Source organism: Desulfoluna sp. CLI2B, assembly GCF_056847375.1.
In genome coordinates this window covers 5201706-5220735 of the sequence record NZ_CP186557.1, presented here as the reverse complement: position 1 = coordinate 5220735, position 19030 = coordinate 5201706, and the positions used below count along the sequence as shown (strand labels likewise).

Annotated in this window: 17 protein-coding genes and 2 pseudogenes; 10 read left to right on the top strand and 9 right to left on the bottom strand. The window is 58.2% G+C overall.

Annotated features, from left to right (window positions below; translation table 11 throughout):
• Window positions 1-43 precede the first annotated feature (43 nt).
• Window positions 44-646 (bottom strand): RsbRD N-terminal domain-containing protein, encoded by a 603-nt coding sequence (locus tag ACOYW2_RS24355; protein ID WP_482420347.1) that lies wholly within the window; start codon window positions 644-646, stop codon window positions 44-46.
• A 793-nt stretch (window positions 647-1439) separates the two neighbouring features.
• On the opposite strand from ACOYW2_RS24355, the gene ACOYW2_RS24350 reads away from it, so the two are divergent.
• From ACOYW2_RS24350 to ACOYW2_RS24315, 8 genes are all read left to right on the top strand, one after another.
• Complete coding sequence (locus ACOYW2_RS24350; protein ID WP_482420346.1) at window positions 1440-2918, top strand: NfeD family protein; 1479 nt, start codon at window positions 1440-1442, stop codon at window positions 2916-2918.
• Between the two features lie 18 nt (window positions 2919-2936).
• Window positions 2937-3263 carry a hypothetical protein gene (locus tag ACOYW2_RS24345; RefSeq protein ID WP_482768261.1) on the top strand — a complete coding sequence of 109 codons (327 nt, stop codon included), beginning with the start codon at window positions 2937-2939 and terminating at the stop codon, window positions 3261-3263.
• Window positions 3238-3429, top strand: coding sequence for an NfeD family protein (locus ACOYW2_RS24340; RefSeq protein WP_482771081.1), 192 nt, complete (start codon window positions 3238-3240; stop codon window positions 3427-3429). Before ACOYW2_RS24345 ends, ACOYW2_RS24340 begins: the two co-directional genes overlap by 26 nt.
• A 73-nt stretch (window positions 3430-3502) precedes the next feature.
• Complete coding sequence (gene floA, locus ACOYW2_RS24335) at window positions 3503-4489, top strand: flotillin-like protein FloA (protein WP_482418422.1); 987 nt, start codon at window positions 3503-3505, stop codon at window positions 4487-4489.
• Window positions 4489-5085: a hypothetical protein gene (locus tag ACOYW2_RS24330; protein ID WP_482420345.1), complete on the top strand. Its 597-nt coding sequence runs from the start codon at window positions 4489-4491 to the stop codon at window positions 5083-5085. Before floA ends, ACOYW2_RS24330 begins: the two co-directional genes overlap by 1 nt.
• Window positions 5086-5255: 170 nt before the next feature.
• Window positions 5256-6185, top strand: a complete 930-nt coding sequence (locus ACOYW2_RS24325; RefSeq protein WP_482768260.1) for a lysophospholipid acyltransferase family protein — start codon at window positions 5256-5258, stop codon at window positions 6183-6185.
• Between the two features lie 379 nt (window positions 6186-6564).
• On the top strand, window positions 6565-6780 hold the full coding sequence (locus tag ACOYW2_RS24320) for a hypothetical protein (RefSeq protein ID WP_482768259.1): 216 nt from the start codon (window positions 6565-6567) through the stop codon (window positions 6778-6780).
• The gene (locus tag ACOYW2_RS24315; RefSeq protein WP_482768258.1) at window positions 6716-7546 is read left to right on the top strand and encodes a lysophospholipid acyltransferase family protein; all 831 of its coding nucleotides are present in this window, start codon (window positions 6716-6718) and stop codon (window positions 7544-7546) included. The genes ACOYW2_RS24320 and ACOYW2_RS24315 overlap by 65 nt, the downstream gene beginning before the upstream one ends.
• A 261-nt stretch (window positions 7547-7807) precedes the next feature.
• Here the strand turns inward: ACOYW2_RS24315 and ACOYW2_RS24310 are convergent, their stop codons facing one another.
• The 4 genes and pseudogenes from ACOYW2_RS24310 to ACOYW2_RS24295 form a co-directional block, all read right to left on the bottom strand.
• Complete coding sequence (locus ACOYW2_RS24310) at window positions 7808-9028, bottom strand: OmpP1/FadL family transporter (RefSeq protein WP_482768257.1); 1221 nt, start codon at window positions 9026-9028, stop codon at window positions 7808-7810.
• A 392-nt stretch (window positions 9029-9420) separates the two neighbouring features.
• The gene (locus ACOYW2_RS24305; RefSeq protein WP_482768256.1) at window positions 9421-10767 is read right to left on the bottom strand and encodes an acetyl-CoA hydrolase/transferase family protein; all 1347 of its coding nucleotides are present in this window, start codon (window positions 10765-10767) and stop codon (window positions 9421-9423) included.
• A gap of 257 nt (window positions 10768-11024) precedes the next feature.
• Entirely contained in the window at window positions 11025-11252 is a 228-nt protein-coding gene (locus tag ACOYW2_RS24300; protein WP_482771080.1) for a helix-turn-helix domain-containing protein, read from the bottom strand.
• Window positions 11253-11294: 42 nt separating this feature from the next.
• Window positions 11295-12720: pseudogene (locus tag ACOYW2_RS24295) on the bottom strand (sigma 54-interacting transcriptional regulator); the annotation flags it as partial.
• A gap of 714 nt (window positions 12721-13434) precedes the next feature.
• On the opposite strand from ACOYW2_RS24295, the gene ACOYW2_RS24290 reads away from it, so the two are divergent.
• Window positions 13435-14058, top strand: a complete 624-nt coding sequence (locus ACOYW2_RS24290) for a class I SAM-dependent methyltransferase (RefSeq protein ID WP_482768255.1) — start codon at window positions 13435-13437, stop codon at window positions 14056-14058.
• Window positions 14059-14074: 16 nt separating this feature from the next.
• Here ACOYW2_RS24290 and ACOYW2_RS24285 read toward each other — a convergent pair whose 3' ends face one another.
• Window positions 14075-14233 carry a hypothetical protein gene (locus tag ACOYW2_RS24285; protein WP_482423827.1) on the bottom strand — a complete coding sequence of 53 codons (159 nt, stop codon included), beginning with the start codon at window positions 14231-14233 and terminating at the stop codon, window positions 14075-14077.
• 458 nt (window positions 14234-14691) lie between these two features.
• Window positions 14692-14871, bottom strand: a pseudogene (locus tag ACOYW2_RS24280) (MerR family transcriptional regulator); the annotation flags it as partial.
• A 619-nt stretch (window positions 14872-15490) separates the two neighbouring features.
• On the opposite strand from ACOYW2_RS24280, the gene ACOYW2_RS24275 reads away from it, so the two are divergent.
• The gene (locus ACOYW2_RS24275; protein ID WP_482768254.1) at window positions 15491-16951 is read left to right on the top strand and encodes an MATE family efflux transporter; all 1461 of its coding nucleotides are present in this window, start codon (window positions 15491-15493) and stop codon (window positions 16949-16951) included.
• Here the strand turns inward: ACOYW2_RS24275 and ACOYW2_RS24270 are convergent.
• A complete protein-coding gene (locus ACOYW2_RS24270; protein ID WP_482768253.1) occupies window positions 16835-18154 on the bottom strand; it encodes a sensor histidine kinase in 1320 nt (439 codons plus the stop codon). The two genes, ACOYW2_RS24275 and ACOYW2_RS24270, sit on opposite strands and share 117 nt — an antisense overlap.
• Complete coding sequence (locus tag ACOYW2_RS24265) at window positions 18151-18840, bottom strand: response regulator transcription factor (RefSeq protein ID WP_482768252.1); 690 nt, start codon at window positions 18838-18840, stop codon at window positions 18151-18153. The genes ACOYW2_RS24270 and ACOYW2_RS24265 overlap by 4 nt, the downstream gene beginning before the upstream one ends.
• Between the last annotated feature and the right edge of the window lie 190 nt (window positions 18841-19030).

Sequence of the window (19030 nt, the reverse complement as noted above, 5' to 3'; positions counted from 1 at the left end):
GGAAGGCCGGCAACCCTCCCGGAGAGGCTGACACACCCCCGCCCTACAGCCCTCGATCCGGTTCCTCGTCCGATTTCTCAAAGCCCCCGTTTTTATAAACATCATGTGGTAAAATTTCGGTCCCGACTTCGGGAACCTCACACAATATATCCTTGTTCTTCAAAATGTTGAGCGTGCGGGTACGCACCTCGCTGGCCCGCAGGCGGTAGATCTGCTCCCGGCAGGCCATGTAGATGTCAAAGGCCGCCAGGCTGATCCGGTCCACGCGGTTGTAGAAGCCGTCGAGATCCTTCTGGGTCACCTTGCCCTCTTTGATCTCTTTTTTCAGCGCTTCTTTCACCACGGTTTTCAGCGCAAAGACAAAGGCCACCCCTTCGCTGGGGACAAAGGCCTGCACCGCACGCAGTCGAATGAGCGGGTCGAGCTTCTGGCGGAGTACCTCGGGGTCGGGCTCGTTTTTCGCGGCCACCAGGTTAAAGACGTCGGTGAACCCTTCCTTGGCCATGGCGCCGATGGGGTTGTTGAAGGGGTCTTTCTCCTTCATGATGAATCGGCTGCCGTCGGAAGAGTAGTTTCCGGCAAAACGGGCGGTCCATGCGCTGATGATCTCTTTGGCATGGCTGTCGAGGTGTTTGTAAATACCCATGGTTCCTCGCACCCGCCTGCATGCGCACGCGGGTTTCCTAAGAATTACATTTGTAACAGCAACTTAATGATGAAACGGAACTTTCCGAGTTTAAACGATTGATATAGAACAATTTCCGTTTTTGTGTCAAGAACTACTTTCCTTTCAAACGAGGCTGAAGTATGCACCGTTAAAGGATATTGCGTTTGCCTACCCGTAAGGATACGAACCTGTTTTTCCTTCGTTACCTTTCACGGTTTTGATAGTATAAACGGTATCAAAAGCCGTGGCTTACCCCAGGGCGAATCCTGCGGGATTCATGCTCTGTTCGCCGCCGGGCAGTGGGCTTGCCGGGCCGGAGGCCAAGGTGACAAAGGAGAAAATCGCAGGGTAACCCGGCCATGCTCGTCGGTTGTCGGCGCACTGGTTTGCCGCCGGGCACCGTGCTCCGGTGCAGCGCGGCTTCCTTCGTCCTAAGGTTCCATCGTTTGATTATGTTCCTGATAAACCGCCGCACTATAGCAGAAGCGCGGGACCAAATAAATGGTGCTCAAACGTGAATTATTTTGATTTCATTGTTCATTTGGCTTGATGGATGGTTGCGGTTCGTAGGTCACGTGATCTTGCACGGTTTTCCCTTTTCCTGTATATACGAATAGTCAATCAGGTGTCATCCGGCGATTTTACCTCATCACGGAGGCAAACCCGGTGGCACCCTTCATTTATCGGGTTGTCAGGGCCATACTACCCTGCTCCGGCGGCGTGTCGCCCTGCTCCCGGCATCGCTCTCTTTACCTGAACCCCAGGCATCACCATGCAAAAGTTGACCTCTTTTCCTGTTGCGGCATGTTTTTTCTTTGGATGGCTCCTGTCGTGTCTTCTGCCGACGGGGCCGTTGTGCGCCACGGCCCGGGCCGAAGGGCCCGAGGTGCTCGTCATTCCAATCTCCGGTGAGGTTTCTCCGGCCATGGCCGCCTTTGTGGAGCGGGCCACACGGGACGCCGAAGGGGCTTCCCTGGTGATTTTCGAGATGGACACCTTCGGCGGTCGGGTGGATTCGGCCTTTAAGATTGTCGATGCCATCACGGCCCTTGAATCCCCCAGCGTGGCCTGGGTGAAGACAAAAGCCATCAGCGCCGGGGCCCTCATCGCCCTGTCCGCCGACGCCCTGACCATGTCTCCGGGCACCACCATCGGGGACTGCGCCCCCATTGCCGTGAGCCAGGAAGGCCCCAAGATGCTGGGAGAGAAGTTCCAGTCCCCGCTGCGGGCCAAGTTCCGCGCCCTGGCCCGGAAAAACGGATACAGCGAAGCCCTGGCCGAGTCTATGGTGACCGCCGAACTTGAGATTGTGGCCTACGAGGCCGACGGCAAGACCGTCTATCTGGAGAGGCAGGCCTACGAGGACTTGAAGGAGAAGCCCGACCACGTGCGAACCGTGGTGCGGGAAGGCGAGCTGCTGACCATGGACGATGTGGAGGCCAACGAATTCGGCTTTTCCAAGGCCACCTTGAAAACCCTGGCCGAGGTGGTGGCCGGTGAGGGCAAGGGCGGGGTTGTGCCGGAGCGCGTGGACCCCTCCTGGTCCGAAGACCTTTCCGGGTGGATCCTTTCCATCGCCCCCATTCTCATGATTATCGGGCTGGGGGCCCTCTACACCGAACTCAAGGCCCCGGGCTTCGGGATCTTCGGCATCGTGGGGCTCAGTGCCCTGGCCCTTGCCCTGTTTGGCCATCACATTGCGGGCCTTGCCACCTATGCGGAGATCATCATCATCGTCATCGGCGTGCTTCTCCTGGTGGTGGAGATTTTCGTGCTTCCGGGCTTCGGACTGGCTGGCATGATCGGTTTTCTGCTGGTGATGCTGGGGCTGATCCTCTCCCTGCAGGATTTTGTGATTCCCGACCCGGACCTGCCCTGGGAGGGCGACCTGTTCCGGGTGAACCTTCTTACCGTGGTGGCCTCCTTCGGCGCCTCCCTTCTCATGGCCATGGCCATGCTGCGCTATCTTGTCCCGGCCATGGCCGGTCGGGTGAGCGGGCCATACCTGGACGCGGACTTAAAGGCCTCCCATGCCGATTCCAAAGAGACGGCACGCATTGAAGAAGGTGCCACGGGCGTGGCCTTGAGCCCCTTGAGGCCGGCCGGAAAGGCCGCGTTTTACGGCGAGCCCTTTGACGTGGTCACCCGGGGTGATTTTATTGACCGAAACGAGCATGTTGTGGTCACCGCCGTGGAGGGGAACCGTGTCATTGTGGCCCGGAAAGAGTCCCCTTCCGAACCTGTTGCATAAAGGAACCCAGCCAAGCCCATGAAACTTGCCTTAACCGTCATTGTCCTTCAAGTTCTTGGGGTTGCCGCCATCATCGCTGAGTTTGTCATCCCCTCCTTCGGGGTGATCTCCGTGGTGGCCGCGTCCCTGTTCGTGCTCTCGGTGTATATGGTTTTCACCGAGGCCTCCACCCAGATGGGGTACGCCCTGCTGCTGGCCGATATTTTTCTTATTCCCGCCGCCATTTTCATCGGGGCCAAAGTGCTGGAGCACTCCCCGGTGACCCTGAAGAAGCAGCTTAAAAGCGAGGAGGGGGCCACGTCCCAGAAAAAGGGGCTGGATCATTTCCTCTGGGCCTTTTCTTGAGGGCGAGGCCGTCACCGACCTTCGGCCCTCGGGGGTGGCCCTTCTCGGGGAGGAGCGCATCGACGTGGTGACACGCGGTGAGTACATAGAAAAAGGGAGCCGGGTCTCCGTTCTTTCGGTCACGGCCAACTCCGTTGTGGTGAAGCAGCTGATAGCGGCTGATTGAGTCCTTACTGTTTGAAACCCGGCCCTTCGTTATGGAAGGGCCCTGTATATAACGTGAAAATCAGGAGAACGTAATGTCCCCAAACATGATTTTAACCTTTGTCGCCCTGGCCATCGTGCTGGTGATTCTTTTTGTGGTCGCCTCTGCCATCAAGCTTTGGATCCAGGCCCTGGTGTCCGGTGCCCATGTGGGTATCCTGAACATCGTCTTCATGCGGTTCCGGAAGGTGCCGCCCAAGCTCATCATCGAGTCCAAGATCATGGCGGTGAAGGCAGGTATCGACATCAGCACCGACCTGCTGGAATCCCATTACCTGGCCGGGGGCAACCTGGCCCGTGTGGTCCAGGCCCTTATCGCGGCCGACAAGGCCAACATCGACCTGGAGTTCAACCGGGCGGCGGCCATTGACCTGGCCGGGCGCGACGTGCTCGAGGCGGTTCAGATGAGTGTTAACCCCAAGGTCATCGAGACGCCCAAGATCGCGGCCATGGCCAAGGACGGCATTCAGCTCAAAGCCATCTCCCGCGTGACCGTGCGGGCCAACATCGACCGCCTGGTTGGCGGGGCCGGTGAAGACACCATCCTGGCTCGCGTGGGCGAGGGCATCGTCTCCACCATCGGCTCTTCCGAGAACCACAAGCAGGTTCTGGAGAACCCGGATACCATCTCCAAGACCGTTCTTGCCAAAGGCCTTGACTCAGGCACGGCCTACGAGATTCTGTCCATTGATATCGCCGACGTGGACGTGGGCAAGAACATCGGCGCCGACCTGGAGACTGACCGTGCCGAGGCAGACAAGAAGATCGCCCAGGCCAAGGCCGAAGAGCGTCGTGCCATGGCCTACGCCGTGGAACAGGAGATGAAGGCCAGGGTCCAGGAGATGCAGGCCAAGGTTGTGGAAGCCGAGGCGCAGGTTCCCCTGGCCATGGCCGAGGCATTCCGCAGCGGCAACCTGGGGATCATGGATTACTATAAAATGAAGAACATCATGGCCGATACCGATATGCGCAGCGCCATTGCAGGCGATGAGAAAGGACCGGATGACAAGGAGACCACCTGATGGGCGGTATCAAGTTCCTTATCACCCTCGTGGTGATCTACCTCGTCTTTCGCTCCGTCATGCGGAAGATCATCTCAACGGTGAACCCGGAAGGGGGCGATAGCCCCAAGAGGGGGAAGCTGGGGGACATCATCGCCCAGATGAAAGAGGAGATGGAGAAGGCCCGGCTCGAGGCAGAGCGTGAAGCCGCGGGCGAGGAGGACGACTTCCTGGATGACGACCCCTGGGCCGACCTTCGGGAGGATGCGGAGACCCTGGAAGCGGACTCCGACATGTCCGGAGAACGCTGGGATGCCGATGACGACAGGCCCTCTCTCCACGAGCGCTGGGAAGCGGACGAGGAGAGGCCCTCTCTCCATGAGCGATGGAATGAAGAGGATGAGAGGCCCGCTCTCCATGAACGCTGGGACTCAGCTGAGGAGGGAACTTCTCTCTGGGACAGCCCGGAAGGGAGGCGCCCTGCACGGCGGTCGCTTTCAGAGGAGCCGGCGCCCGGCACCGACACCTGTGCCCGGAGCGGGAAGCGCCGCACGAGGCTGAAAGAAGCCATCGTCTGGAAGGAGATCCTTGATCGGCCCGTGGGGCTTAAGTCCTGAGTCTCCGCCTTCCGGTGGTGCAGAACAAACAGTGTGACAGACGGTTGTGAGCCGCACGGGGATTCCGCTAGTTGTCCGTCGCCGTTCCCCTTGGTATGGTTGGCCCGGGGGGGACTATATTCTTTTGCGTAAAAAACCTTGGAGGAGTTTTCAGCACGAAGGATGTAGTGATGACCATAAAACACTATTTCGAACACATGGCCTACCACCTTATCGGACTGACCCTGACCCTCATTGGTCTGATTCCCCAACACCGAGCCGACCGGCTCGCCCATTTTCTTGGACATGCCTGGTTCAGAGGCGACACACGGCGCCGCATGGTGGCCATGGACAATCTCACCCATGCCTTCGGGGACTCCATGGACCAGCAGGAGCTTACGGACCTTGCCCGGCGCAATTTTGTCAACACGGCCCGGATGCTCTTTGAGCTGGGACAAAGTACCCGGTGGCCCCTGAAGAGCGTCAGTGATCACTTTCGCTACTACGGCCACCACCACGTCATCAACGCCCACAAAAAAGGCAAAGGGGTGCTGGTGGTCATGGCCCACATGGGCAACTGGGAGTTCCTGGCCCCGGCCATCGTGGCCTCAGGTCTTCAGCCCGCCGCGGTGTACCGACCCCTGGATTTTGCGCCCCTGGACCGCTACACCAAAGACATGCGGGAAAAATTCGGTTGCCGTATGTACCCCACCCGCAAGGCCGTGGACGGTATCCTCAGCGAACTGGATCAGGGTAACCTGGTGGGCCTTCTCATCGACCAGAACGCCAGCAAGCCCCACCAGAGGGTCTTTGTGGATTTCATGGGCCGCAAGGCCAGCGCCCACAAAGGCCTGGCCCAGCTTGCCGCCGTCACCGGGGTGCCGGTGGTCTCCTTTTTTGTGGTGCGTGAGCACGGCAAGTTCCGGGCAGAGTTCGGGCCGGAGATCCCCGTGGTGAACACCGGAAACCCCCAGCAGGACCTTGTGACCAACACCCAGGCTTTCAACCGGGTCATCGAGTCGATGGTGCGCCGTTACCCGGATCAGTGGCTCTGGGGGCACCGTCGCTGGAAGACCCGCCCCGAGGAGGAGCCTGCTCCCGGCGGCCCTGTCGTGGGTTGAACGGTTAAACCGTTTAACAAATAGGTTATAAAAAAAGATTCAGGCCAATCAAAAGTGAAATTCCCTCGAAGCCTGTTTACGAGGTGGCTCACCTCGCCGCCGGAGGCCTCTTTTCGGTTTATTCCCCAAGCCCTTTTGCCCCTGCCGTTCATTCGACTTTGCTCCCGGAGGGCAACGATGTTTTGATGGGTTGTCCTTCATATTATCCCATACGCGTTCGCCCTGCACGAGATCCTGTTTGCCATTGCCAAACCCCTGGTGTGTCAGTATAGTTCTATCCTTTTAGAAGGAACGTTTGAAAGGTGGCGGTACCGTCCTTTTCCCTGTGGAGGGCGCGGGCGCTGTTCTGTGATGAGACACCTGGGTATGGATGTGTGGAATGGAATATCTGGCATACAAGGCCGTTCGTCTGTTGTTTCTGTTGTTGGGGCTCATCCCCGAGCCCGTGGCCGGGAAAATGGCCAGTGCCATCGGCGGTATCTGGTACCGGCGGGACAAGCGCCACCGGGAGGTGGCCATCAAGAACATTAATGATTGTCTTCGGCAAGGAGATGTCCGAAGAAGAGATCAGGGAACTGAGCCGGAAGGCCTTTGATCATATTGCCCTGGTCCCCTTTGAGATGGGACGCAGCCTTCGCTGGAACTGGGCGGATCTGAAGGCCCGGTTTCGGATTTACGGAATTTTTCACCTGACGGCGGCCCACGCCAAGGGCAAGGGTGTTCTGGTGCTGACCTGTCACATGGGGAACTGGGAGTTTCTTCCTGTCTCCATGGGGGCCACGGGGTATCAGATCTCGGCGGTGTACCGCCCCCTGGATTTCAAACCCATGGATCGGTTTATCCTGGAGATGCGGGAACGCTTCGGCTGCCGCATGTACCCCACCAAAAAGGCGGTGAAAGGCATTCTGGATGAACTCTCCCAAGGCAACTCCGTGGGACTTCTGAGCGATCAGAATGCCCCAAAGCCCCATCAGAGCGTGTTTGTCACCATGTTCGGCAAGACCGCCAGCGCCAACAACGGCATCGCCCAGCTTGCCCTTACCACCGGCGCCCCGGTGATCCCCTACTTCGTGGCCCGGGACGGACGGTTCGTCCGGGGTGAGTTCGGCCCGGAGATTCCCCTGGTGAATACCGGTGACTTCGAGGCCGATGTCCGCACCAATACCCAGAACTTCAGCTACGCCATGGAAAAGATGGTTCGACCTGGTAGCGGGTCCACAACCGCTGGAAGACCCGACCCCGGGATGAAGCGCAGGGGTGAGAAGCTCATGGTTGCTCCGGCGGCCTGCGGGCTAACTTTTAAAAAGTTTGACAAAACAGGTCTTAAAAAAAATAGTGAAGAAACCCCGGTTTGGAGGTGAAATGCTGATTTTTCTGAGGAGCGAAGGGGAAAACGCATTCGCAACCTGCTTTCGAGGTGGCACACCTCGCCGCCGGAGGCATCGCTTTTTATATTTTGTCGTCATAGACGGCATGCAAAAGGCCCAGGCCGCCCTTTTTCTATCCCCGGCTATGGGCGACTGAGAACCAAAAAACGCCTTCGGAATATCCGAAGGCGTTTTTTTTATACCTGTCGGCTGGTGAGGCCGAGGGCCAGGTATGAGGGTGGACGGTTTCTGGTCTTACCTGAATGCGTACTGGACGCCTATACCGATGATCCAGAGGTCTTTTTCATAGGTGATGCCGTGGCTGTCGGTGTCGTTTTCGTAAAAGAGTTTGGTGGCCCCCACGTCGAACCGGAGGCCTTCAACGGGCTCGGCCATGAATCCTGCGGAGATGCCGTGGTAGACGTTTTTGGAGAGGGCCGTGCTGTAGTCCTCCGGGTCCACACCGGCATCGGAGTAGGTGTAGCCCGCGCTCACGGCAAAGCCGGGGGTGACGGCGTACTCAAAGGCACAGGCCACCTCCACCCCGTTGTCCAGGCCCTCTTCGGCCCCCTCCCAGTCGATGTCGTCATGCCAGGCGTAGCTCACGTCCGTGGCCAGGGTGAGGCTCTCGGTTGCCTTCCAGGAGACGCCCAGGGCGGTCATGGCGGGGAAGTCTTTGCGGGTTTTGTCGCCTTCGGCCCCAAACATTGGGGATTTCGATAAAGCAGGCGCTACTGTCCCTTCGATTTTGTCCACCTCCCACTCCACCCGGGTGCGGAACTCGTGGCGGAACCCGATGTTGACGGTGGGGCTGGGGGTGTAGTTCAGCCCGACGATGGGGGCAAACCCTGTGCCGGTCTTTTCGTAGTCCAGGATATCCCCTCCGTCGATTTCGTAGGTGTTGGTCCCGTAGACCAGGCGGCCGGTCAGCGACAGGGAGAGGGTGTCGCTCACGGCGCAGGCACCGCCGACATAAGCTCCCACCCAGGCGGAGGCCACCTCTTCGGATACGGCGGGGCCGATAGAGCGTTTCATTGCAGCGTAAGCTAGCTGTTTTGTGGTCACTCCTTTTTCTTTGTTGAGTATTCCGTTGTCATACTCCAGGGCCCCTCCCCCGCCGATGACTCCGAATCCCGTAAATGCGCTCCATTTTTTTCCGTTTTTCACGGCAAAGAGGTTGGGCACCACCGTGGTGAGGGTGGTGGTCTCGTGCCGCACCCCGTCTTTGGTGGCTGGTTCCTTGGGCAGGAACTGGTTGCCCGCCATGATAAAGGTGCCTTCGCCCAGCCGGATGGTGCCGGCCGGGTTGTAGAGGACCGCGTCCACGGAGTCGGTGGCAGCTACCCGGGCGGGCATGCGGGTCCAGTCGGCGCTCAAGTTGGTGTTGTTTTCGATGAGGGTCGCTCCGGCGGTGGAGGAGAAAGCCACCCCCGCAAGGAGCGTTAGAACAGCAGCGATACTTTTTTTCATCTTCATACCTGATCCTTAATTTTCCTAAATCTTAGATAATGGATTCTCAGGTTCATTTGCTACTTGTGAACCCTGAGAGAACATGACAGACAACTGTCCGTCTGGTTCGGCTATCGCCTTGCTGTGGGGCTGTTTCGCCAAACCATATCCGCAACATCGGTTGGGTGGGTATTTACTTTAGTTAGACATCTAAGTAATATTGGGTGTGGATAATTTTATCTTAATTTTAACTGCAGCTATTCAGTTCGTTACACATGGAAAGCGGTTTAGGTGACCCCCCTTAAAAAAAAGATTTAGGTGAATCTCAACCCAGGGCAAAGGTGATTATCCTTCGCAACCTGGGGGCCTGGATCCTTGGGGCGTATTCCCTGGCCGCCGAAGGCTCTTTGGCCCGTGCATTATTTTTTGTTGGAGTGCCGCCAGATTTTCATGGCTTCCGCCTCCTTGATGAGCCCTTCCCTGAAATCGGGGTGGGCGATGCTGATCATCAACTCGGCTCGTTTCCAGGTGGATTGGGCCCTTACCTGGACGGCCCCGTATTCCGTGACCACATAATCGGTCATGTGGCGGGGGATGGTGGTGATGGAACCCGGGGCAAAGGTGGGCAGGATGCGGGACTGGAGCTCCCCTTTGGAATTGGTGAAGGTGGAGGTGAGGCAGATGAAGCTTTTACCGCCCTTGGACCACTGGGAGCCGATGACAAAGTCCCACATGCCTCCGTTGCCCGAGACCTGGTTAGTGCCCAGGCTCTCGGCGTTTACCTGGGTGTAGAGGTCCATTTGCAGGGCGTTGTTGATGGAGACAAAATTATCGAGTTTGGCGATGACCCGGGGATCGTTGGTGTAGTCTGCCGGGTAGGAGGCCGCGGCCGGGTTGTTGTCCACGAAGTCGTAGAGGCGCTTGGAACCCATGGCAAAGGTGTAGGGAACCCGGTACCGGTCCAGGCTTTTGCAGGAGCCGTTCATGCGGCCGGATTCGATCATGTCCACGTAGGCGTCGGAGAGCATCTCTGTGTGGCCTCCCAGGTTCTTCAGGTCGGACTGGGCGATGATTTTGCCCACGGCGTTGGGCATGCCCCCGATGCCGAGCTGGATGCACGAGCCGTCTGTGATGTGGCCCACGATGAGTTCGGCGATGGTGCGTTCCTGCTCGTTGGGCTCGGGGCTGGGCAGATCGGCCAGGGCCAGATCGGCAGGGGCCTCCACCACATAGTCCACGGCGGAGATGTGGACGGCCTCTTCGGCACCGCCCGGGCAGACGGGCAGGTTGGGGTTGACCTCCACGATGACGCAGTCCGACTCTTCCATGGCCGCCAGGGTGGCGGAGTTGTGGAGGCCCAGGTTGAAGTAGCCGTGGTCGTCCATGGGGCAGACCGTGCAGATCACCACGTTGCGGTGGGGGGCCACGCCATCCCGGAACCAGGAGGGGGCCTGGTGGTACATGATGGGGTAGTAGAACCCCACGTTGAAGTCCCGCTGCAGCACCCGTGAGATCTTGCTGAACTGAAGGTCGTGGTAGACAAAGCTTTCGGGGTGCTTGACCACTTCGGGCACCGGGGGCAGGGTGACGGCCACGTGAACCTCCACGCCCCGGAGTTCCTCATGACGGGCCGCCAGGGCGATGTCGCACACCACGGGCTTGCCGTTGAAAAATCCGTAATCCACCACGTCCCCTGATTTGACGATCTTTACCGCTTCCTCGGCGGGAACGCATTTTTGACTGTACTGGCTGCTGTATCGGTTCATACTTCTCCTCCTTTGCACCGTCGGAATTCGAAAATCAGAATTTCTCAATTGCGAATAATGTTTTTATGAGCAAAAGAAACGAATTGACGAACGGAGGATATGGGTATTTATAACAAGGGGATGAGTCTTGCGGGGCTGGAAACCGTCGAGAATGCCCAGGCGTGGCACAGGTGCCACGTCCGTTGAGGGGAGAGGGCATAACAGTCACGAATTATAGATACAAGTCGTTGGGGTGGCAAAAATGCCCCGTCGGGGGACTATTCGATTCCGTAGCCTTTGAGCTTTCGAAACAGGGTTTTTCGGTGCACCCCGAGGAGCTCTGCGGCCCGGGCTTTTTGCCAGCGTGTTGATTCCAGGGTGCGCAGGATGTGAGCTTTTTCCACCTCGGCAAGGACGTCGCTGAGAGGCCTGGGACATCCCTCTTCCCGGGGTTCCCGCGGCAGGTCGGCATGGGGCTCGGGAGACGGCAGGTCGAGGCGGCTCATGGTGATGTATCGGTGAATCACGTTCTGGAGCTCCCGGATGTTGCCGGGCCAGGGGTGGGCCTGGAGCCTGCTCATGACATGGGAGGGGATCACGGGGAGCTTCTCGCCGGTGACCAGCTTTTCCAGGAAGTGGTGGATGAGAAAGGGGAGATCGTCGAGGCGATCCCGCAGCGGGGGCAACGTGATGGGGATGACGCTGATGCGGTAGAAGAAGTCTTCGCGCATGCGGCCCCGCTTCACGAGCTCTTCGGGATTTTTGTTGGTGGCGGCAATGATGCGGATGTCCGGGTGGACCGGTTCGCGGCCCCCCACGGGGAGGAATCCGCCTCCTTCGATGGCTCGCAGGAGCTTGGCCTGCATGTTGAGGTCGATCTCCGAGTTCGTCCATAAAGAGGGTGCCGCCGTGGGCCAGTTCCAGGAGCCCTTTTTTGTCCCGGTCCGCCCCGGAGAAGGCGCCTTTTTTGTACCCGAAGAACTCGCTCTCCATGAGTTTTTCGGGAATGGCCGCGCAGTTCACGGGCACGAATTTTCCTTCTGACCGGTCGCTCAGGTCGTGGACCGCCTTGGAGACCAGCTCCTTTCCTGTGCCGGACTCTCCGTAGACGATGACGTGGGCGGAGGTTCGGGACGCCTTGAGGATGGTCTCCAGGACCTCCTGCATGGGTTTGCTCCGACCGACGATGGTTCCCATGGCGTGGGATTGCCTGACCCGGGTCTCCAGGTGGTGGAGGCGCTCGGTGAGGGCCCGCTCCCGCCTTTTCCGTTCTGTGATGTTGCGAAGGATCCCCAGCACCTCGCTTCCGGCCAGGGCGATGATCCGGGCCTCGTACCACTGGGTGCCCCGGACCTCGGCCCATTTGAATTCGAAACGCTGGACTGTGTGGTGGGCAAGGGCCCTGCCGATGGCGTCCATGGCCTCTTTGAACTTCTCCCGGGGCAGAAAGTCGGAGAGGTGGCTGCCGGCGTAAGGGGCCTTCCCTTTGACCATGGAACTCTTCGGGCCCTTGTAAGTGGTGATGCGGCCGGTTTCCATGATGCGGATGATGGTGTCGGGGATGGCGTTTAAGATACCCCGGGTCACCTTTTCGCTCTCCTCGAGGGCTTCCTGGGCCCGGACCCGCTGGGTGATGTTGTTGAAGAAGGTGAGGCTGGCGGGGCGCCCGTCCCAGACGATCTCGATGGCGTGGATCTCGAACCAGACAATGTCCCCGTCCTTGGTGATGAGGCGGAAGGGGTAGACCTGGGGCACGGGCTGGTGGTTCATCCGTTTTCGGTAGCGAGTGTCCACAAGCGCCACGTCGTCCGGGTGGACAAAGTCTCCGTAGGGACGGCTGACCAGCTCGTGGGCCTCGTATCGGAGGACCTTGACGGCATTGGCATTGACGTTTCGAATGATGCCGTCCTGCAGCACGATGATGGCGTCGCTTGAGTTTTCGAAAAGGGGAAGGTTGTCCGTCTCAAAGCCCATGGCATTGCTCCGTCTGGTTGTCTCCGATTTAAAAGGGGTACCCCCGAGACCTACTAAATGGCGGAGCATAAGGAAAGGGTGTTCTCAAAATAGGGGGGCCATTGTCTCCACAGCTTTTGCTGAAAAAATCAAAATAAATGATTGTTCGGTTTTTTGACTCTGTGGATAGGTGGCCGGGTTTTATTGCGATGAAACAGTGACGCCAATGCACTGATGCTATGGGCCCTTGTCATGTGCAGGGTGGATCGGCCAACTCTCAGGCGAGAGTCTCAATCCACATAGAATGTGGGAATTCTTAAAATGAGTGAATATTCGTTTAAAGGTAATTGCAGGAAAAACTCAAGGCAGTTGGGTGGGGCGGGCATGGTGATTCAGAAAGGGACGCGGGCTGGAAGGCTCGGCAACAATGGGCGGGTCGTGGGCACCGGATTTTATCAACGGGGTGCCGCCGGGCCAACGGGGGGAGCCTCCCCCGGACAGTGGGTGGGTCGATGCTTTTGAGCAACACGACGAATAAACGAATGCTCATTTGGGCGGACCGGACAATAACCTGTGTTGACTCTTACGCAGGCAATCCTTGCCTTTAATCTGTTGGAAGCTATAGAAGAAGAAGGCATTGCCGTGGCGACATGTAGCCCTTTATCTGTGCAGCACGGCATCTTTTCAGGAATCAATTAGATAAATAAACATTCGTTCGTTTAAGATTGACATAAAATGAACATGTTGGGAGCCTTTGCCATGGACGACAGCACACGGGACTATTACGAGCAGGAGGCGCAGCGGTTCTTCGACGCCACCGTGAACATCGACCCCACCCCCATTCTTACCCCCCTGGCCGAGGCGCTTTTGCCCGGGGCCAGGATCCTTGATATCGGCTGCGGGTCCGGTCGGGATCTTCTCTGGTTAAAGGAGAGGGGCTTTCACCCCCACGGACTGGAGCCTTCCGCCGCCCTGGCTTCCCTTGCCGAACAGCACTCGGGCTGCCCAGTAACCGTCGGGGAGCTTACCACCACAGATCTCCTGGATCGCCCCTGGGACGGCATCCTTGTTTCCGGGGTACTCGTCCATCTTCCCCATAAGGCGGTGCCCGGTCATCTTCTCCGTCTTGCAGGGGCCCTGGCAGACGGCGGTCGCCTGTATGTTTCGGTGAAAGAGGGCGAAGGGGAAGGTGCCGATGCCGATCACCGCACCTTTTATTACTGGCAGGATGCCGATTTCAGGGCGGTGGCAAGCCAGGCGGGCCTTGAGGTGTGCTCCATGGGCCGGTCCGCATCGGCCCGGGGCAATACCGATATCTGGCTGGGGTATCTCTTGAAAGCGGAAGGGGCAAAGCCGTAAGGGGCGCCCTGGTGACTTACGGGGAAGGAACTTTGGTCACCGGCATGCGGATTTCGATGAGGTAATCGTCTTCACGGGGGACGGCCAGGGAATCGAGGAGGACTTTTTCAATGGCGGTGTTGCCGGTTGTGTAGCCCTGCCGGGCGATATGCGCCCATAGTTTTGCCCTGGACAGGGAGAGCTCTTCAAAACGCCCCTTGTGGTAGAGGTACGCATACTCCCCTGCCGGAATGGTTGCCCCTGTGGCTCCGGCAACATGGAGGGCGACGCTTTGAAAGCGTTCATCTGCCTCCGGGGATACTTCAGCACAGGTCGCTCAAGGGAAAGCCGGTGGTACTCTGCCTGGTCGTTCCCGCGGGTGGCTTGAAACAGCTTTTTGATGGCAAGCTCCAGGGCATAGAGGTCATGGGGCGCCTCCACCGGCTCCCGGACGACATGCATGGTGTCGAACCACCGGATGCCCATGTCCATGGGAATGATGGTTTGCCGGCTTTTCAGGGCCGTGATGATGGTAGACTGCGAGGCGGTTGACGGGTTTGCTCTCATCTCAGGAGCTCTTGCTGAATCACAGAATGCCTCCTGGTCTTCCAGAATCGTGATTCGCTCATCAATGGACTCTTTGGTCAGGTAGGTTTTGATCTCTTCAAGCTTCATCCCCAGGCTTTTTAGGGAGAGGATCACATCCAGGTCTTCGAACTGGTCCAGGGTGTAGTACCGGTATCCTGTTCTGCTGTGGACCTCCCTGGGCTTAAAAAGGCCGATCCTGTCGTAGTGGAGCAGGCTCTGCTTAGAAATGTTGTGCAACCTCGCCATCTCTCCGGCCATAAATTTAACCTGCATGACGTCTCCTTTTTTCTTGACCCTATAGCAACTATATACCTTAAGAGATGACCGTTTTCATATCGTAATTTTTTAGCTTAATGCCTTCGCTGCCCTTGCCGCCGGAGGCAGTTCGGTTAAAGATGCCTCCGGCGGCCCTGCCGGGGGCCAAACTTTTAAAAAGTTTGATAAACAGGTCTCAACTAATCATTCATAGGCCTCCTATCCGAGCAATTCCGACAATCGCACACCCGCGCTTTGTTTTGATTGCCCTTCGTGGTCATCAAAACGAATCATGGATGCATTAGAAACGTTTTTTGCGGAGCTTTTCTTCAAAAAAGCTAACTTCCTGCTCGGATGCAACTGAATAGTTACACAGGTTTTAAAAAACAGATTCAGTTAAATCTGAATGAAAGGCGAATGTGATTTTCCCTGAGGAACGAAGGGGAAAGCGCATTCGCAACCTGCTTTCAAGGTGGCACACCTTGCCGCCGGAGGCTTTTTTGTTTTTTCCCTCTATAGAAGGCAGCCTTTTAGCAGATGAAGCGTTACTCGACATACATTCATGAGAGCGAAGACCAAGATGGAAGAGCATTTTAAAAGAGAGTGGAGCATGGGTGATTTCCTCCGGTTTGTCACCCCGTCCATATTGAGCATTATCACCATTTCCTTTTACATGGTGGTGGATGGCCTGTTTGTGTCCCGGTATGCCGGGCCCCTTGCCCTGGCCGCCATGAACATCATCATGCCCTTGTTTAGTTTTTGCTTCGGCATCGGCATCATGGTGGCCGCCGGGTCCAGTGCCATCATCGGCATTGAGCTGGGGGAGGGGAATCGGGACGGCGCCAACCGCCACTTTTCCCTGGCCTTTGCGAGCCTTGTGGTGGTGGCGGTGATAATCCTCGTGATGCTGAAGGGGGTTGGGGTGGAACGGATCTCCCGGCTCCTGGGGGCCACGGAAACCCTGCTTCCTTACTGCGCCGTGTACCTCAAGGCCTTTGGGGTCGGGCTCGCGGTTGTGGTGCTGCAGATTTTTTTCGAGTTTTTTATCCGCCTGGACGGCAAGCCTGTGTGGGCCTTTTACATCACCCTGGCAGGCGGGTTTACCAATATCCTTCTTGACTACCTGCTCATCGTGCGCCTGGACATGGGGCTCCACGGTGCGGGCGTGGCCTCGGCGGCAGGTATCGGGCTCTCCGGTGCGATCGGGGTCTTCTATTTTTTGAAGCGTTCTGTCTCCCTTACCTTCACCCGGCCAACGCTTGATGTCCCGTTTCTCCGGGATACCGTCCTGAACGGCTCTTCCGAGATGATCTCGGAGATCGCCAGCGGGGTCAAAACCCTGGTCTTCAACCTGGTGATCATCACGTATGCCGGAGAAAAGGGTGTGGCGGCCCTTTCCATTATTATGTACCTCTACTTTATGCTCTCTTCCCTGTACATCGGCCTCAGCATGGGGGTGGCGCCGGTTCTCAGCTTTAACTACGGTGCCCGGAACGTGGAAAAGCTCAAGGGCTTGATCGGCCACTCGTTCCGTGTCATCGGCGTCACGTCCCTGGTCACCTTTGTACTCACCTGGGTGTGGGGCGGGCAGGTTATCCGCCTGTTTGCCGAGGGGCAGCCCGTGGTGACGGCTGTTGCCGAAGGGGGGCTTCAGATCGTTACCTTTACCTTTCTGATCAACGGGTTGACGATTTTTAGTTCGGCTTTTTTTACCGCTATGAACAACGGGAAAATTTCCGCGCTCCTCACCTTTTTGCGGACCTTTGTCTTTACCCTTGGCTTTGTCTGGCTTCTCCCAAGGGTCATGGGGCTGCCCGGGGTCTGGTTGTCGGTTCCTGCGGCAGAGTTGGCCACCCTTGCCGTGTGCCTCTGGTTTGCCAGGGCCTACCGGGGTGTGCGCGCCAGATGGCGGGGAGCCCCTTGCGCCTCGGGTCTCCAAGGCGTAAAAACCCTTCTAAAAGGTGATGCGGATTCGAGCACCGTTGGCCCCGGAAGAGATGGCCAGGTTCCAGCCTGCCTGGTCGCAGACCCGCTTGACGATGGACAGGCCGATGCCGTGCCCCTGGCTTGATTTTCCCCTGACAAAGGGGTCGGTGACCTGGTGGATGATGGTCGCGTCGATTCCCGGTCCGGTGTCTTCTACCTCGAACCGGGTGGTGCTAAGGCGCACAAGGACGGTCCCCGCCCGTGTGTAGGTGCAGGCGTTGCGGATGAGGTTGGAGACGGCCATCTTGAAATCGGGACCGGACACGGCAAGGGCCGGATTGCCGGTGCACTCGAAGGAGAGGATGACGCCCTTTCCCTCCACGAGGTAGCTGCTCTCCTGTATGGCCTCCTCCACCAGGGTGTCGGCCGCAAAGGATGCGGCACCCATGGCGGTTTCCTCCCGTGCCTTCATCAGCAGGCTTTCGATGAGGGTTTCCATTTCCGAGACCGAGCGATCGATGCGTTTCAGCGGGCGCTGGATGCTTGTTTTGTCATGCTCCGGGAGCTGTTCCATGAGCTCCACAGCCCCTTTGATAACCGTCACAGGGGTCCGGAGCTCATGGCTGGCGTCCCGGGTGAACTGCTGTTCTCGCTCGATGAAGGCCCGGATACGCTTGTTGGTGCTGTCCATGGCCCGGGCCAGGGCCCCCACCTCATCGTGGGCGTATTCCGAGGAGAACCCCACGGGCAGGTCTTCGGGCCTGGAGCGGCTCACCCGCTCCAGGAGCCTGGCCATGGGGTGGATCAGCAGATGGGCGTTGGCAAGGCCCACGATGATGCTTAAGGCCGCCGCCACGAAAAAGCCGTACCGAAACACCCTGTCTATCTGGTCATGGAGGCCGAACCGCGCCTCAAACCCCCCGTCATCGATGATGAAGTAGAGCTTTTTCTCTTGTCCGGGCAGGCTTCGGATGAGGTACCGGTGAAAGGCTGGCCCTCCGATGCCGTCGGGTCTGCTTGAAAAGTAGGTCCCGTCCGGAAGGCCCCGAAGCAGGTCTCGAAAGTTGGGCGGGATGTCCTCGATCTCATCGTAAATATTGATGAACAGGCTCCGGGTGAGAAAGGGGGCCTTGCCTTCGTCGTAGTTGCTCAGGTAGTTCTTGATCTCTTCTTGGACGCGGAAGTTTTCCATCTTTTTATGGATGCGGCGCATCTGGTGGGAGACGGCCAGGCCGTATCCCAGGGTGAGCAGGGAGCCGAAGAGGACAAAGGAGAGAAAGACCCGAAACGCGTGGGTTTTGAAAAACCTCGGTTTGAGCTCCATGGGCGGGCGTCGGTGGCGCGTCATGAGGTTGCCTCCACCCGGTACCCGATCCCGTGGAGGGTATGGAGCAGCGGGGCGTCAAAGGGTTTGTCGATTTTGGTGCGCAGGGTGTAGAGGTGGGACCTCAGGGCATCGCTCCCCGGCGGGGTGTCTCCCCAGAGGGCATGCTCAAGCTCCCTGCGGGTGACCACATGGGGGGAGGCCTCCATCAAGCGTTTCAAGAGGGTGAGGCAGGTGTGGTTCAGTTCGATTTCACGGCCCTCTCGGTGCACCTTGAGGGTGGCGGTGTTCAGGGTGAGGTCTCCCACCCGGAGCAGGGCGGTTGAAGGCTTGCTGCTTCGCCTGGACAGGGCCAGTACCCGTGCGGCCAGCTCTTCCAGGGCAAAGGGTTTCACCAGGTAGTCGTCGGCCCCGGTGTCAAACCCGGCCAGTTTGTCGTCCAGGGTGTCCCGGGCGGTGAGCATGAGGACGGGGGTGGCTTTTCCTCCCTCCTGCCGAAGCTTTGCGCAGAGGGTCAGGCCGTCCATGCCCGGAAGCATCAGGTCCAGGATGATCACGTCGTACGCCTCGGTGAGGGCCAGGTGCAGGCCGGTGATGCCGTCCATGGCAAAGTCGGTGAGGTGGCCGCGGGCGTCGAAGTAGTCGCCGATGTTTTCGGCAATGTCCCGGTTGTCCTCGATGATCAGAATGCGCAACGTGTTTTGTGTCATGTCCGTGCCTTCTCCGTTGCAGGGGATACATCCCCTGCATCCCAGGTTCGCCTTGCCTCCGGCGGGTCGCTTTTTTGAAAAAAAGCTCCGCAAAAAAAACTTTCCGAAAGATTAGAACAGTCAAAATCGCTGAAATTCATGCCAAAGCGGTCAAGAGCTGTTTGTCTAACTTTTCAAAAGTTTGGCCCCC

What these genes read in the sequence shown, in the direction of transcription:
- ACOYW2_RS24355 (WP_482420347.1), bottom strand. Translation starts at nt 646, where the DNA reads ATGGGTATTTACAAACACCTCGACAGCCATGCCAAAGAGATCATCAGC.
- ACOYW2_RS24350 (WP_482420346.1), top strand. Translation starts at nt 1,440, where the DNA reads ATGCAAAAGTTGACCTCTTTTCCTGTTGCGGCATGTTTTTTCTTTGGA.
- ACOYW2_RS24345 (WP_482768261.1), top strand. Translation starts at nt 2,937, where the DNA reads ATGAAACTTGCCTTAACCGTCATTGTCCTTCAAGTTCTTGGGGTTGCC.
- floA (WP_482418422.1), top strand. Translation starts at nt 3,503, where the DNA reads ATGTCCCCAAACATGATTTTAACCTTTGTCGCCCTGGCCATCGTGCTG.
- ACOYW2_RS24330 (WP_482420345.1), top strand. Translation starts at nt 4,489, where the DNA reads ATGGGCGGTATCAAGTTCCTTATCACCCTCGTGGTGATCTACCTCGTC.
- ACOYW2_RS24325 (WP_482768260.1), top strand. Translation starts at nt 5,256, where the DNA reads ATGACCATAAAACACTATTTCGAACACATGGCCTACCACCTTATCGGA.
- ACOYW2_RS24320 (WP_482768259.1), top strand. Translation starts at nt 6,565, where the DNA reads ATGGAATATCTGGCATACAAGGCCGTTCGTCTGTTGTTTCTGTTGTTG.
- ACOYW2_RS24315 (WP_482768258.1), top strand. Translation starts at nt 6,716, where the DNA reads ATGATTGTCTTCGGCAAGGAGATGTCCGAAGAAGAGATCAGGGAACTG.
- ACOYW2_RS24310 (WP_482768257.1), bottom strand. Translation starts at nt 9,028, where the DNA reads ATGAAGATGAAAAAAAGTATCGCTGCTGTTCTAACGCTCCTTGCGGGG.
- ACOYW2_RS24305 (WP_482768256.1), bottom strand. Translation starts at nt 10,767, where the DNA reads ATGAACCGATACAGCAGCCAGTACAGTCAAAAATGCGTTCCCGCCGAG.
- ACOYW2_RS24300 (WP_482771080.1), bottom strand. Translation starts at nt 11,252, where the DNA reads ATGAGCCGCCTCGACCTGCCGTCTCCCGAGCCCCATGCCGACCTGCCG.
- ACOYW2_RS24290 (WP_482768255.1), top strand. Translation starts at nt 13,435, where the DNA reads ATGAACATGTTGGGAGCCTTTGCCATGGACGACAGCACACGGGACTAT.
- ACOYW2_RS24275 (WP_482768254.1), top strand. Translation starts at nt 15,491, where the DNA reads ATGGGTGATTTCCTCCGGTTTGTCACCCCGTCCATATTGAGCATTATC.
- ACOYW2_RS24270 (WP_482768253.1), bottom strand. Translation starts at nt 18,154, where the DNA reads ATGACGCGCCACCGACGCCCGCCCATGGAGCTCAAACCGAGGTTTTTC.
- ACOYW2_RS24265 (WP_482768252.1), bottom strand. Translation starts at nt 18,840, where the DNA reads ATGACACAAAACACGTTGCGCATTCTGATCATCGAGGACAACCGGGAC.